General features: G+C 37.5%; 15 protein-coding genes and 1 tRNA gene. 2 read left to right on the forward strand and 14 right to left on the reverse strand.

What is annotated here, in order from left to right:
- Nucleotides 1-18: 18 nt before the first annotated feature.
- The 8 genes from A2J09_RS14725 to A2J09_RS14760 all read right to left on the reverse strand — a co-directional run bounded on the left by A2J09_RS14725 (nucleotide 19) and on the right by A2J09_RS14760 (nucleotide 8,671).
- Nucleotides 19-1,203 (reverse strand): phosphoglycerate kinase, encoded by a 1,185-nt coding sequence (locus A2J09_RS14725; RefSeq protein WP_012292245.1) that lies wholly within the window; start codon nucleotides 1,201-1,203, stop codon nucleotides 19-21.
- Between the two features lie 548 nt (nucleotides 1,204-1,751).
- Nucleotides 1,752-2,768 (reverse strand): type I glyceraldehyde-3-phosphate dehydrogenase, encoded by a 1,017-nt coding sequence (gene gap / locus A2J09_RS14735; RefSeq protein WP_031417788.1) that lies wholly within the window; start codon nucleotides 2,766-2,768, stop codon nucleotides 1,752-1,754.
- 129 nt (nucleotides 2,769-2,897) lie between these two features.
- The gene (locus A2J09_RS14740; RefSeq protein WP_012292243.1) at nucleotides 2,898-3,947 is read right to left on the reverse strand and encodes a sugar-binding transcriptional regulator; all 1,050 of its coding nucleotides are present in this window, start codon (nucleotides 3,945-3,947) and stop codon (nucleotides 2,898-2,900) included.
- Nucleotides 3,948-4,121: 174 nt separating this feature from the next.
- Entirely contained in the window at nucleotides 4,122-4,244 is a 123-nt protein-coding gene (locus A2J09_RS24455; RefSeq protein WP_255250346.1) for a hypothetical protein, read from the reverse strand.
- 256 nt (nucleotides 4,245-4,500) lie between these two features.
- On the reverse strand, nucleotides 4,501-4,734 hold the full coding sequence (locus A2J09_RS14745; RefSeq protein ID WP_012292241.1) for a glutaredoxin family protein: 234 nt from the start codon (nucleotides 4,732-4,734) through the stop codon (nucleotides 4,501-4,503).
- Between the two features lie 202 nt (nucleotides 4,735-4,936).
- Complete coding sequence (locus A2J09_RS14750) at nucleotides 4,937-7,207, reverse strand: S9 family peptidase (RefSeq protein WP_012292240.1); 2,271 nt, start codon at nucleotides 7,205-7,207, stop codon at nucleotides 4,937-4,939.
- A 133-nt stretch (nucleotides 7,208-7,340) separates the two neighbouring features.
- Complete coding sequence (locus tag A2J09_RS14755; protein ID WP_227256889.1) at nucleotides 7,341-8,015, reverse strand: TPM domain-containing protein; 675 nt, start codon at nucleotides 8,013-8,015, stop codon at nucleotides 7,341-7,343.
- A gap of 74 nt (nucleotides 8,016-8,089) precedes the next feature.
- Nucleotides 8,090-8,671 (reverse strand): LemA family protein, encoded by a 582-nt coding sequence (locus A2J09_RS14760; protein ID WP_036160514.1) that lies wholly within the window; start codon nucleotides 8,669-8,671, stop codon nucleotides 8,090-8,092.
- A 138-nt stretch (nucleotides 8,672-8,809) separates the two neighbouring features.
- Between A2J09_RS14760 and A2J09_RS14765 the strand changes: the two genes are divergently transcribed.
- The gene (locus A2J09_RS14765; protein WP_012292238.1) at nucleotides 8,810-9,424 is read left to right on the forward strand and encodes a spore coat protein; all 615 of its coding nucleotides are present in this window, start codon (nucleotides 8,810-8,812) and stop codon (nucleotides 9,422-9,424) included.
- Nucleotides 9,425-9,478: 54 nt separating this feature from the next.
- Here A2J09_RS14765 and A2J09_RS14770 read toward each other — a convergent pair whose 3' ends face one another.
- From A2J09_RS14770 to A2J09_RS14785, 4 genes are all read right to left on the reverse strand, one after another.
- Nucleotides 9,479-10,201 carry an amino acid ABC transporter ATP-binding protein gene (locus A2J09_RS14770; RefSeq protein WP_012292237.1) on the reverse strand — a complete coding sequence of 241 codons (723 nt, stop codon included), beginning with the start codon at nucleotides 10,199-10,201 and terminating at the stop codon, nucleotides 9,479-9,481.
- Nucleotides 10,198-10,902, reverse strand: a complete 705-nt coding sequence (locus tag A2J09_RS14775) for an amino acid ABC transporter permease (RefSeq protein ID WP_031417795.1) — start codon at nucleotides 10,900-10,902, stop codon at nucleotides 10,198-10,200. Before A2J09_RS14775 ends, A2J09_RS14770 begins: the two co-directional genes overlap by 4 nt.
- Nucleotides 10,903-10,985: 83 nt before the next feature.
- Nucleotides 10,986-11,780, reverse strand: coding sequence for a basic amino acid ABC transporter substrate-binding protein (locus A2J09_RS14780; RefSeq protein ID WP_012292235.1), 795 nt, complete (start codon nucleotides 11,778-11,780; stop codon nucleotides 10,986-10,988).
- A gap of 498 nt (nucleotides 11,781-12,278) precedes the next feature.
- Nucleotides 12,279-12,353, reverse strand: a tRNA-Arg gene (locus A2J09_RS14785).
- 316 nt (nucleotides 12,354-12,669) lie between these two features.
- Between A2J09_RS14785 and clpP the strand changes: the two genes are divergently transcribed.
- Entirely contained in the window at nucleotides 12,670-13,263 is a 594-nt protein-coding gene (gene clpP / locus A2J09_RS14790) for an ATP-dependent Clp endopeptidase proteolytic subunit ClpP (RefSeq protein WP_008173241.1), read from the forward strand.
- A gap of 50 nt (nucleotides 13,264-13,313) precedes the next feature.
- Here the strand turns inward: clpP and A2J09_RS14795 are convergent, their stop codons facing one another.
- Together A2J09_RS14795 and whiA are read right to left on the reverse strand one after the other, a co-directional pair.
- Nucleotides 13,314-13,571 carry an HPr family phosphocarrier protein gene (locus A2J09_RS14795; RefSeq protein WP_004228023.1) on the reverse strand — a complete coding sequence of 86 codons (258 nt, stop codon included), beginning with the start codon at nucleotides 13,569-13,571 and terminating at the stop codon, nucleotides 13,314-13,316.
- Between the two features lie 113 nt (nucleotides 13,572-13,684).
- Nucleotides 13,685-14,632, reverse strand: a complete 948-nt coding sequence (gene whiA, locus A2J09_RS14800; RefSeq protein ID WP_008173244.1) for a DNA-binding protein WhiA — start codon at nucleotides 14,630-14,632, stop codon at nucleotides 13,685-13,687.
- Nucleotides 14,633-14,698: the final 66 nt, after the last annotated feature.

The following is a 14,698-nucleotide window of genomic DNA, read 5'->3' on the forward strand; positions in this document are numbered from 1 at the left end:
TCCGATTTTTTATTTGGCTTATTTATCGTTTAGTGCAACAATCCCTGGAAGCTCTTTACCTTCCATTAGCTCTAGTGATGCACCGCCACCTGTAGAAATGTGATCCATTTTATCAGCTACTTTAAACTTTTCAACTGCCGCTGCAGAGTCACCGCCACCGATTACTGTATAACCGGATGTAGTTGCCATAGCATCAGCCACTGTTTTAGTCCCATTCGCAAATTTATCCATTTCAAAAACACCCATCGGTCCGTTCCAAATGATTAATTTAGAATTGTTAATGACCTCTGCATAGTGAGCAGCTGTTTTAGGCCCAATATCTAGCCCCATCCAATCAGCTGGTATAGCGTCTACATCCACAACCTTTGTTTCCGCATCTTGTGAAAATTCATTAGCCACTACCGCATCAATTGGCATATGTAATTGCACGCCTTTTGCTTTCGCCTTTTCAATAAATGATTTTGCTAGCTCGATTTTATCTTCTTCTAATAAAGATTTCCCAATATCGTAGCCTTGTGCCTTAATGAACGTGAATGATAATCCCCCACCAATAATTAAGTGGTCTACTTTTTCTAATAAACTTTCAATCACACCGATTTTATCTTTAACTTTGGCTCCACCGATAATTGCTGTAAACGGATGTTCAGGATTCGACAGCGCTTTACCTAGTACATCTAATTCCGTTTGCATGAGGAAACCTGATACCGCAGGAATATGCTTGGCGATTCCTTCTGTAGAAGCATGAGCACGGTGAGCTGCACCGAAAGCATCATTGACATAGATGTCAGCTAGCTGTGCAAACTGCTGCGCTAACGCTGGATCATTTTTTTCTTCACCCGCATGGAAACGAACGTTTTCAAGTAGTAAAATGTCTCCATCTTGCATGTTCGCAACAGCTTTTTCAACTGCTTGTCCAATGGATTCATCTAGCTTCGTCACCGGTTTGCTCATTAATTCCGCTAAGCGAATGCCAACTGCTGTTAGGCGCATGTCCTCTTTTACTTCACCTTTTGGACGGCCTAAATGAGAAGCTAAAATGACTTTTGCACCTTGCTCTACTAAATATTCAACTGTTGGAATAGCTGCTCGAATACGTGTTTCATCTGTAATAACACCATCCGCCATTGGAACATTAAAATCAACACGTACAAAAACGCGTTTACCCTTTACATCAATATCTTTCATTGTCTTCTTATTTAACATGAAGAAACCCCCTTCAAAGTTGTTTTAGTCTTACACCCTTGTGTTTTACCCATCTTGGCTCCACACCATGCTTCCTAAATTGAAAAGTCATTTTGGTACTTTTTCGGGGTCACTATCTAGTGTGATTATAATTCTCCAACTTTGGATAATGAACCCTAATACTTGTTTTTATAGTAGCAAAAGTTACCTTCTATGTCTTGCAATCACCATGTATCAATTACGCCTCAGTGTCATAGCGTCTAGATTTATTCGAGCTTACTGTTAAGCTCCTTTTCAAAATCTGTATATCCGCTGGAGTTTTCATCTTGATTCGGTCAGTGGTTGGATACGCACTGAATGAAAGAGAGCCATTTGTATATTCAGCTCATCACCCTCACCTATTGAGGTGGGCGTTTCCTGCTGAATTTAGCAAAAAAGGAGTAAGGGTTATCCCTTACTCCCAATACCCTTGTATATTATATCTATTCGATATTATAAAGGCTATACTTTTTGTACATAAAAAGCAGTATTATGTCACACTTTTTACTCAAAATGTCGAAATATGATACTTATTTATTGTTTAACCCTTGTTCAGCAATGTATAAAGCTAAGTCCATTAAGCGAGTAGAGTAACCAATTTCGTTATCGTACCAAGCTAGAACCTTCACCATTTTGTTTTCTAATACCATTGTTGAAAGACCATCAACAGTAGAAGAATGGTGGTTACCGTTATAATCAATAGAGACTAATGGTAGTTCATTGTAGTCTAAAATGCCTTTTAATTCATTTTCAGAAGCTTCTTTTAATACCGCATTAATGGCTTCTTTCGTTACATCTGCTTTTAATTCTACAACTAAGTCAACACATGATACGTTAGGTGTTGGTACTCGCATAGAGAAGCCATCTAATTTACCTTTTAATTGTGGTAATACTTTAGAAACGGCTACCGCTGCTCCAGTTGTTGTTGGAATCATAGATACTGCTCCTGCACGTGCACGACGTGGGTCAGAGTGTGGGAAGTCTAAGATTCGTTGATCGTTTGTATAAGAGTGAATGGTTGTCATCATCCCGCGTTCAATACCAAATTTCTCATCCAGTACTTTCGCAACAGGCGCAAGACAGTTTGTTGTACATGAAGCATTTGAAATAACATCATCAGTTGCTGGGTTATAGTCTGTATGGTTGACACCCATAACAAATGTAGGCATTGCTCCTTTTGCTGGTGCAGAAAGAATTGCTTTTTTAGCTCCTGCTTCAATATGCTTACCCACTTCCTCCAATGAACGGAAATGACCAGTACATTCAAGAACTACGTCTACTCCTAATTCACCCCATGGTAATTGTGAAGGATCTTTTTCAGCATATACTTTTATACGTTGTCCATTCACAACGAAAGAATCTTCATCTGCATTGACTTCAGCATCATAGATACCGTGGACTGAATCATATTTCAATAAGTGTGCAAGCTGACCTGCGTCTGTTAAGTCGTTTACAGCCACTACTTCAAATTCACTTTGCTTCATTGCCTCACGAAATACTAAACGTCCAATACGTCCAAATCCATTAATCGCTAATTTTAATGCCATTGTTAATTCCTCCAATAATGTGTAATGTTTGTCTCTTTTTGAAATAGAGACATTGAATTGCTTTTATGCTCATTCAAAAAGTGCTTCAACACTTTTTGAGATAGAGTGACATAGTAATGCTCACACCCATCATTCAAAATGGCTGTTGTCAGAAGGTAAAGTAGCAGCAATTGCTTTTGCAGCTGCTTCATCTGTAATAAAAATAGTTTGCTTTGGCGCTACTTTAAAATAAGAAAGCATCGCATTGACCTTTTGTTTTCCAGCTGCCACGGCAATAACTTGCTGGCTATTTTTAACCTGTTCAAGCTGAATGCCAATCGTGCGGATACGATGTACGATTTCACCTTCGGCATTAAAGTAATAGCCAAATGCCTCACTTACCGCACCCTTCTCCTCAAGAATTCGCAAATCCTCGGAGGATGAATTACGTCGAATCGCCATTTCCTCTGCCGATCCAATGCCATGGATTACACAATCTGCTCGATCATAAAACGCCATCATCTCAGTTACCATAGGTTCAGTTAACATAGCTTTGTATGCTTGCTCACTTAAATGCTCAGGCAAAAATAATGTACGATATTGTTCCTCCATCTGCATGGCAAATGTTGCAACAAGCGTATTGGCTTGCATTTGCATTTCATGACCAATTCCTCCACGTGCAGCAACAAAGGTAATATCTTTTTGTCCATCTAATGGATGTAAAAATTGAGCTAGGGAGGCAACTGATTTTCCACCAGTAACCGCTACAACTTGTTCATCAAAAGCAGTAGACATAAATTGCAATGCAGCTTCCTTGCCAAGCAAGGTTAGGACTGTATTGTCTTCACTATAATCACCTGGGACAACAACAACATGTTGTATGCCAAAATGTTTTTCAAGTAATTTCGCAAGCTGGGTTAGACCAGACCATTCATAAACGATGGCTCTTAGTTTTTCAATGACTTCTTCGCCATCATCTGTACATACCATACCCGACTTTTGCGAATCTAATAACCCTTGTTCACGTAAAATGTCAGTTTCTTTGCGTATTTCTCTTTCTGTCATTTTCAATGAATCTGCGAGTGTTCGACGCCCGATAGGTTGCATGAGTTGAACGGCTTGCAAAATACGATATCTAGATTGCAGAAGCGGATACATTTCAGGAAGTAGCCTTTGTTGCGCCTCTGGAATAGTGAACATATTTATCTACTCCCTTGTTAATAGATACGGGATATTTTCAGTCCCACTATATTATTTTGTGTCCCACTTATGATTTTATTATAATACGCATAGTTGGAAAGTGCAAGTAATTGTATAGTTTTGGATTTAAAAAAGCCCCGCAGCTTTGTAAAAAGCTACGAGACTTTGGTTTGCTTATTTTGTGAAAGATAAAATTGCGTTTTTCTTGAATCCTTCTAAAGCTTTTGTTGCCTCATTTTTATTTGTAAATTCAAAAATACGAACGTCTTTTTTTTCAAATACTGTAATAACCCACATTGTAAAATCTCCCTTCACATCGCTTTTGTAATATAACAACCACTAAAAATTGTGATACTTTTCATTATCTGTTTTATAACAATGTCTTACTTGATACCTATTCTACTCCGATTTTTATAAAAGAAAAGACTAATGTGAAGGTCTTCACAAACTGTTCAAATTCAAACCGCTTTCATTGAACAATTTGTGAATTGTATGAATGACAACTAATAATAAAGCAATTTTCGCCGTTACTATCTTTTTAAAGGCATGCAATTTAACTACCCAGATGCTCCATTAATGTGGCATAGTCCAGATTACCATATTGAATGACGGTCCCATCTTTTTCTACTACAGGTATCATGAACATATATTTTTCGTGTATGTGATCATCCTCTTCAATATTTACTATTTCAATATCGAACGCTACATCTTCTTGTACAAGCTTTAAAGTATGTAGGCCCTCTACACATAATGGACAATTAGCTCGACTAAAAAATTGAACAATCATGGATGTCACCTCCTGTCTCTATTATAAACGAAGATTTTTGCTTTCGTTTTCTTCATGGTTGAGCTTTAACGCTGAAACTGGCAACGGCATTGATAGCCACAACGATTGTAAATCATATCATGGATTCATTCAAAACTTTATTATAAAAATTAAAGGCATTGAGTGCGAATAACAATCACATCAATGCCTTTTTGCTATTATGTTATTTTAAATGATGATCAAGGAACTTCACCATGGCATTATAAAATTCGATTCTATTTTCTTCGTTCGCGAAGCCATGGCCCTCATTATCCTTAAGCATATACTCTACATCTACTCCTCTAGCACGTAAAGCTTCTACGATTTGGTCGGATTCTGCTTTGTTGACACGTGGATCATTGGCACCTTGTGCAACAAATAAAGGTGTTTTAATTTTATCAACATGGAATACCGGAGAAACTGCTTTTAGTAATTCTTTATCTTTCTCTGGATGACCTACTCGCTCATAAAACAAGTCCCGCATCGTTTCCCAGTAAGGTGGAATTGTGTCTAAGAGTGTGAAAATGTTAGATACACCTACATAATCAACTGCTGCTGCATATAAATCTGGTGTATACGTAATACCAGCTAACGTAGCATAACCACCAAAGGAAGCACCATAAATACCAATACGTTTAGGATCAGCGATACCTTGGTCAATTGCCCATTGAACGCCATCCGTTATATCATCTTGAATTTTTAAGCCCCATTGCTTATTACCGGCTTGAAGGAATTCCTTCCCATAGCCAGTGGAGGAACGGAAGTTTACTTGTAGCACTGCATAGCCACGATTTGCTAATAGCTGTACTTCTGGATTGAAGCCCCACATATCACGCGCCCATGGTCCACCGTGCGGGTTTACGATTAGAGGAAGATTTTCAGCCTTTTTATTTTTCGGCAAAGTTAAATAGCCGTTTATCGTTAATCCATCACGGCTCTTATAAGAAATAGGGTGCATTTCTGCAAGATCTGCAGATTTTAACCAAGGGCTCAATGTCGCTAATTCTTTTAATTCATCTGTTGTCGAATCGTAATAATAATATTTCCCATAGATTGTGTCACTCGAAACACTTACAATAAATTTTGTCATCTCTTTATTGTAATCATTTATACCCAATTCGCTTTCATGAACACCAAGCTTGTTTTGAATTTTACGGAATAACTTTTCAAAGTCCTTATCAAAGAATTGATAATGGATTTTATCCGTAGCATACGCACCAAACAATAATTTATCTTTTTCAGCATTATATAATACACCTGAAACATCAACTTCATCATTGGACATTATTACTTCTTCTTTACCTTGTAGGTCATACTTCACTACTTCTACTTTATCTCGACCTTTATTGGATGTTGCATAAATAAACTTATTGTCCTTCGAGAAGGCTAGTGGCATTACTTCATCCCCAGCCCCCATTTTAATAAATGGTCTGAATTCATCCTTTTCTGAATCTCTATATAGGATAGCACCTTTCACTCCATCAGTAGCTACAGCTACACGTACATTGCCGTTACGATCTGCTAACCAGTTCGTAATATTGCCAGGATTTTTGGCAACGTGAGTTGTTTTACCCGTCTTTACATTTAGCTTGTACACATCAAAAACGGTTGCATCCTCTTTGTTCATCATGATTAGAATTTCGTCTTTTACACCCTGTAGGCTATCCAATATCCCTACTGTCACATTAGGGTATGGCGTTAAATCTTTTTCCACAGAACCGTTAAATGTTGTAGAGTAAATATGGAAGTTCTCATCTCCACCTTTATCTTTCAAATAAAGTAAAGAATCGTCCTTCCAAAAAAACCCTGCAATATTCCGATCTTTTGAGCTTGATACACGAACTGGCTCACTATTATCATTCATTTTTTTCACAAATACATTCGAGCGATTCTCCCATGCAGAGGCAAATGTAATGTAGTTCCCATCAGGAGAAAGTTCGTAGCCAAAGTTCCCTGGGTTTTTCACAAAATCCTCCACGGAAATTTCTTTTACTCCTTTATTACTGGAACCATTTTTTATCTTTTTAACATTGTTAAGAAGTTTACTAGCCTCTTGTTTCGAAATAAAATCTGTGCTTGATGATATTCCCTTAAAGAAACCAAGCTTATTCGCTTTCTTTAAATACTCCGCTAGTGTCTTTTCTTTTCCTTCTTTATTGGCAGCTCTAACTAAAATCCGAGCTGCTTGATCACGTTTAATAGTGGCGCTTAAGTCTGTAATCTCTCCAGCCTTTACCCATTGATCCTTGATTTGTTGTCGCATTGAATCGGAGCCATGCTGGAATGTTAAAGCTGTTACTGCTAAATCTAGAAATTCCTGCGCTGAAAGTTGTTGCTCTTGTGCTAATACGATATTTGTTTCATTGGCAGCACGTACTTCTTGCAATGTTGCAGGAATAACCGTAGCAGTTGTTAAAATAATTGCTAATGATGCAGTTAAAAATCTTTTTTTCAAAATGATTCCTCCCTATATCAGTTTACGTTATATCGATAGTCGATATATTATAAATTATACCATTTTATGTATTTTTGTCAATATTTTCATATTTAAAGCGAACTAAACCATTAGCCCGCTGTTGTGACGTATATTAAAATTTTCGGCTTGCCCCGCCTCCTGCTGAAGAACCGCCACCAAACCCTCCAAAACTGCCACCACCTGAGCGTCTCCCACCAAAGCTGCCAGGGTAACCACCATAGCCTCTCCCACGTGGTCCACCTCCACCTTTCGAAAAGAATGAGGAAAAAATGATGACCGCTATAATGATGACAATCATGAGCCAAATGGGTATTTCTTCATCTGCATTTGCGCCAGCTGGTAATTCACCATTCCAGTTATACTCTTCTGCTACAGCACGAAATACCTCAGCATATGTAGCTAGAAAGGCTTGATCATTATCACCTTCACTTGCGAGAGGGTAAAAAGCATTATCTAAAATACGCCCTAATTTACCATCTGGTAATGCTCCCTCCAAGCCTTGACCAACAGCTATTACCACATCATTTTGTCCTTTACCCTGTCCAAATGTAGCGAGAATCAGGGCACCATTATTTTTCTCTTTGTCCCCAATGCCCCAAGAGCGTATCAGCTTTGTCGCATACATCTTCGCCTCCTGCCCATGAAGGCTATCAACGGTTACAACCATAATTTCAGCACCCGTTCCTTTATCCAACTGCTCTGAATAATGGTTTAATTTCTGTTTTACATCTAAAGATAAGACATTAGCAAAATCATGAATATACGTATTTTTCATTGGCGACGGCATTGCCGCTTCCGTTATATCCCTGCAAAAAAGAAGCACAGAACAAATGATAATCAGCTGCAGTATACAACGTTTCATCACTGTGTACCCGATTGACTAAAATCAATAGCTGGCGCTTGTTCGGCACCCGCAGTAGCTTTAAAGTATTCTTTTTGTTCAAAACCAAACATCCCTGCCATTAAATTTCCAGGAAATCGTTTAACATGTTTATTAAATTGTTGTACTTCATTATTGTAATCTTCACGTGCTACTGCCAAGCGATTCTCTGTGCCTGCAAGCTCATCCATTAACTGCCGAAAATTTGCATCTGCTTTTAAGTTAGGATAGTTCTCCACAACTACCAGTAAACGACTTAGTGCACCAGTTAAGGTATCATTCGCAACAGCTTGCTGCGCAGGAGAATTAGCATTGCCCATTTGAGCTCGTGCGTTGGTAATATCGGCAATGACCTGCTGCTCGTGATTCGTATACCCTTTCACAGATTCAACCAAATTGGGAATTAAATCATAGCGGCGTTGGAGTTGGTTTTCAACCTGTGCCCATTTGGAGTCTACATTTTCCTCAGCTGCGACTAAACTGTTATATTTTGGAATCAGCACTAAGGCAAACACAATAAGCATGAGGACAATCATCCCAATTGGTCCAAACCATTTCTTCATGTTCAAAAACCTCCTTGACTTGCATTTCCTTTTGTTAGTGTTAGTCTACATTTTTGTCTTTGCATTTATACCGTATGAAATTCATTTGGCTTGACATACTAAATACTGCAACAAAAATTAATTGAGGAGGCGTTTATTTTGTCACAATCGTTTTACAATGAATCATCCAATCAAACAAATTTAAATCAACAACATAGCCTAAATCATGGTGGCCACGAAATGATGGACATGCATGAAGCAATTGGTGAAATTATAGCAGGTATGAACCAAGCTATCATTTTACGTCCACAAGTAAAGGATCAAGAACTACTCAGCATTTTGGATCGTCAATATAATTTTTCATTGGGCATGTATAATACAATTGTTGAGTCCTTTAAAACAGGTCATGATCCATCTGTTCCTACGGGGCGTTACCAAATGGAAACAGGAAATGATTTTAAATACGGTTTAACTCCAGGGCAACCAAAAAAACCGATGCAAAATGCTAATGAAATTAATGATGAAGCCATTTCAGGTTTCTTACTAGGCGCTCAGAAGGGTGTAGCAAAGTGTATGACGGCTGCCGCAACAGAAACGACAAACCCTGTAGTTCGCCGTGTTGTTGCTGATAGTATTCCCAACTGCATTGAAATGGCCTACGAATTATCTATTTACCAAAATAAACATGGCTACTATCAAGTGCCTCAATACTCACAACAGGATATGCAAACGATGCTTAATGCATTCGATACAACCTCTAATCCCCTTCATTAAAAATCAAAAGGCAGTCTATAGTGAGAAATTCTCACCACGGACTGCCTTTACTAATTATAGTACTTTTCCTAAAAATGCTTTAGTACGCTCACTTTGTGGATTTCCGAATAGTTCCTCTGGCAATCCCTCTTCTACTATATAGCCACCATCCATAAAGACTACACGATCACCCACTTCACGAGCAAAACCCATTTCATGTGTGACTACAACCATCGTCATTCCTTCAGCAGCTAGATTTTTCATAACATCTAATACCTCTTTTACCATTTCAGGATCAAGTGCTGAAGTAGGCTCATCAAATAAAATGGCCTTTGGTTTCATCGCTAACGCACGTGCAATGGCTACACGTTGTTGTTGTCCACCTGATAGCTGTTCAGGATAATTATAGGCTTTACTGTCGAGACCTACCTTATTTAACAGCTCATGGCCAAGCGCTTCAGCTTCAGAACGACTCATTTTACGAATTTGCATTGGCGCCATCGTGACATTATCGATAACGTTCATATGAGGGAATAGGTTAAATTGTTGAAATACCATTCCAACCTCAGCTCGAATCGCATTAATGTTCGTTTTAGGATCATTGATCTTCACATCTTCAATATAAATGGCACCATCTGTTACTTCTTCTAGCATATTAATGCAACGTAAAAAAGTACTTTTTCCTGAACCAGAAGGTCCAATGACACAAACAACCTGTTTTTCTTGGATTTCATAATCGATCCCTTTTAATACCTCTAGCTTACCAAAATACTTGTGTAGGTTTTCAATTTTTATCATCTTGCTTCCCGCCCTTCTGCCTTACGAGGGACATAACTATTGCTAAATCGTTTCTCAATAAATGCAACAATCTTCGTTACACCATAAGTTAATATTAAATATAGTAATGCAGCAACCATGTACGGTTCCCAGAAACGGAAGCTTGCACCTGCTACAACTTTACTAGCATATAGAATATCAGGTGCAGCAATGACTGTTACTAGAGAGGAATCCTTTAATAGTGCTATGAATTCATTCCCTAATGGCGGGATCATTCGTCTAAATGCCTGCGGTAAAATAACCTTACGCATCGCCTGGTTATGTGTAAGACCTAGAGAACGAGCGGCCTCCATTTGCCCCTTTGCAATACTTTGAATACCTGCACGAAAAATTTCAGCATTGTAAGCAGCACAGTTTAAAATAAGCGCGGTAATCCCTGAGACCATATATCCTAAAGAATGACCAAAAATGGTTGGAATAACAGCTAAGTGTATTAATAAAATTTGAACAAGCATTGGTGTTCCACGGAATAAATCAATATATAATTTTGATGGCCAGTATATCCATTTTTTACTTGATAATTTCCCTAGTCCTAAAAATAGGCCCAAAAGAATACCGCCAAAATAACCGCTAAGTGTCAAAATAAGTGTTACGCCAATACCTCGTATAAACATATCTCGGTAGTTCCAGACAATGTCCCAGCGTAGGTCAAAGATGTCCATCCGAAAACCCCATTTCCCCTTTAAAGTTACATCCATTAAATGAGTCGCTAGCATACTGCTTTGCGAGTGGCATTACCAGTTTGTTATTCGAAATCAGTACCTGTAATTTCTTTTAATTTGCCGTTTTCTTTAATCTTTTTCAAACCTTCATTTAATTTATCTAATAGCTCTTTATTCCCCTTTTGAACCATAAAGCCATAGTATTCTTTTTCGAATGCATCATCTTGAATAACTTTAATTTTTTGATCTGGATGCGCTTTAATATATTCGTATACTACTGCATTGTCTCCAATAGCTGCGTCAACATTACCATTTAACATCTCTTGAATTGCGATTGGCTGACTTTCAAAAGCCATGATATTTGTACTTGCTTCACCCTGTAGCTTTTTAGCTGCCATATGACCAGTAGCATTAATTTGTACGGACACCTTTTTATCTTTTAATTCATCTAATGATTTAATCTTTGAATCTTCTTTCACAACAATTAATAATTGAGACTCATAGTATGGCTCAGTAAAATCAAATGATTCTTTGCGCTCATCTGTAATGGTAATCCCTGAAGCACCAATATGTGTTTCACCGTTTTTAATTGTTTGGAAAACGGGTTCCCAACCAATATTATTCCACTCTACTTCGAAATCCATTTCATCAGCAATTGCTTTTAAAATATCGACATCAATCCCCACAATTTTCCCTTTATCGTCAACAGATTCAAATGGTGCAAAAGTTGCTTCTGTACCTACTTTATAAACTTTCTTGCCATCTCCACCTTCTGAAGGTGTACTACCCGAAGAGGCAGTATCCTTTGTCCCACATCCTGCAAGTGCTAAAGTTAGCGCTGCTAGTATCATAAGTAACATCCAAGCTGTTTTTTTCATTGCATTTCCCCCTATTTCGATAATTTTCCATTCTGCGTATTATTTTTCGCAATTCGGAAATATTAGACTATTAGGTCAATTATATTAATATTATAGTATTTGTACAACAACTTTTCGCATAAAACTAAATATTTTTTCATATTCATTAATAAAGAAATCATTTAAATAGAAAAAAAATGCATTAATAACAAGAATATGAACCTAAAATTAATATATATACAATTGAAAAAATGCTAAATTTCGATAAATTTAAACAAAAAAAAGAATCCCCTCAGAAAGGATTCTTTTTTTCGGCTATTACTAGCCTTCACGGTCAGTATGTTCACTAAAAAATAATTTGGAGTTGTTGCTTTTTTGAAGGTTTGAAAGGCATAAATAGGGGAATAATGCCAACTAGGACAGTATTCCCATTACTTTTCCTCTCTATCTCCACTAAGCAGGCTGCTAAACTACTTATTAGGAGATTGAGCTATTACAGTATATCTATATTCAGTAAAATGGCGCCCTCGGAGGGAATCGAACCCCCAGTGCAAGAACCGGAATCTTACGTGTTATCCATTACACCACGAGGGCAAAAAAAACAAAAAAAAAGTACTCACCCTAGGCTTACGAAAAGCATGATGTAGATAATCCTCATTTTGGAGCATACCTGCAAAATAGTGTTCTGTACTTTCAATCATATAACCTTACCTATTATACAAACGTATCACATATATTTCAACCATATAATACAAAAAGAATTTATTTTTTTTTATTTAATTAATTTCACTTTAGCAGGGTTAATATTTGACCTTCCCTGACTATAATGTGTATGATAAGGTTACAGCTGAAATAACAATGAGATTTCAGCAAAGGTAATCGAATTTAGTTTTTTGAAGGAGGATTTAACATGAATTTAATTCCTACAGTTATTGAACAAACAAGCCGTGGTGAACGTGCATATGACATTTACTCACGTCTACTTAAAGACCGCATTATCCTTTTAGGAAGTGCTATTGACGACAATGTGGCTAATTCAATTGTCGCACAATTACTTTTCCTACAAGCAGAAGATCCAGACAAAGACATTTCTCTTTACATTAATTCACCAGGTGGATCAATTACGGCTGGTATGGCCATTTATGACACAATGCAAATTATTAAGCCAAAAGTTCAAACGATTTGTATCGGTATGGCTGCATCAATGGGTGCATTCCTACTTGCTGCGGGTGAACCTGGTAAACGCTTTGCATTACCAAATGCCGAAGTAATGATTCACCAACCACTAGGTGGGGCACAAGGCCAGGCGACAGAAATTGAAATTGCTGCTAAACGTATTTTATTCTTACGTGAAAAATTAAACGGCATTTTATCTGAACGTACTGGTCAACCACTTGAAGTTATTGCAAGAGACACAGATCGTGATAACTTCATGACAGCTGAACGTGCAAAAGAGTATGGTTTAATTGATCACATTATGCACCGTAGTACTGATAATAAATAGTAATAAAAAACCTCACAGAATTTCCTCTGTGAGGCTTTTTTACTTGTTAGTTAATCTTCATTTTCAATAATTGTTGCTAATGCTGTAACCGCTTGCTCAGCATCATTGCCTTCACTACTTAAAGTTACCTCCGTACCTTTAGCAACTGCTAAGCTCATGACACCCATTATCGACTTGGCATTAACTTTTTTTTCATCTTTTTCTAGAAAGATATCCGCACTGAAACGATTTGCTTCCTGCACAAATAGTGCCGCTTGTCTTGCTTGTAGTCCTAATTTTAATTTAACCTGGACTCTTCTCTCGATCATTCTCAAAACTCCCCTTCACTACCGTTCATCTATTAGTTTTATCTTACCTTACTTACTAGCAAAAGAACAATAAGCGATTACGCATGACATTCATACCTGAAAAGTATGAAAACTTAACCACCTATTTTTTCACCGCGTCTTAATGCATCTGCTATTTCATCGATTTTTCTTAAACGATGGTTGACACCTGATTTGCTGACAGTGCCACTGGATACCATTTCGCCAAGCTCTTTTAACGTAACATCTTGATACTCTACTCGTAATCGTGCAATTTCACGAAGTTTTTCGGGTAGTTGATCAAGACCAATTGAATTTTCAATAAATCGAATATTCTCTACCTGTCGTAATGCTGCTCCAATTGTTTTATTTAGATTGGCCGTTTCACAGTTCACAATACGATTGACACTATTGCGCATGTCTCGTAATATCCGAACATCCTCAAATTTCATCATTGCCTGATGGGCACCCACAATATTGAGAAAATCAGAAATTTTTTCTGCTTCCTTTAAATAAGTAACAAAGCCTTTTTTGCGTTCGATTGTTTTGGCATTGAGTTCAAATTCATTCATTAAATCCATCAATGCCTCGCCATGTTCTTTATATAAAGAATAAATTTCTAAATGGTAGGCGGATGTTTCTGGGTTATTGACAGAGCCTCCTGCTAAAAATGCGCCTCTTAAATAGGCTCTTTTTTGGCCATTTTTTTTAATGAGCTTTCTTGAGATCGTATGATTAAATTGAAAGTCGTCTGAGATGATTTCTAAATCAATTAACAGCTCGCGTGCTCCTTCTCTTACACGGCAAATATATACGTTATTTTTTTTCAATCGCATTTTCTTACGAACTAGCAATTCTACATTGTATGGATACAACTTTTTCATAATCGTATATAGTCTTCTGGCAATTGCAGCGTTTTCAGTTTGCACGTCCAAGCTTAGTTGTTTATTCGCAAAGGATAATGAACCATTCATACGAATTAGGGCAGAAACTTCTGCTTTCATACAATGATTGTCCGCTTCTATTTGGGTTAATTCCTTTTTCGTTTCTGAAGCAAAAGACATATCACGCCCCCCTTTCAATCATAATTTCTATGTATATGTTCATCTTACCATATACAACAAACACTT

Origin of the sequence: Lysinibacillus sphaericus (assembly GCF_001629735.1) — a bacterium.
GTDB lineage: Bacteria > Bacillota > Bacilli > Bacillales_A > Planococcaceae > Lysinibacillus > Lysinibacillus pinottii.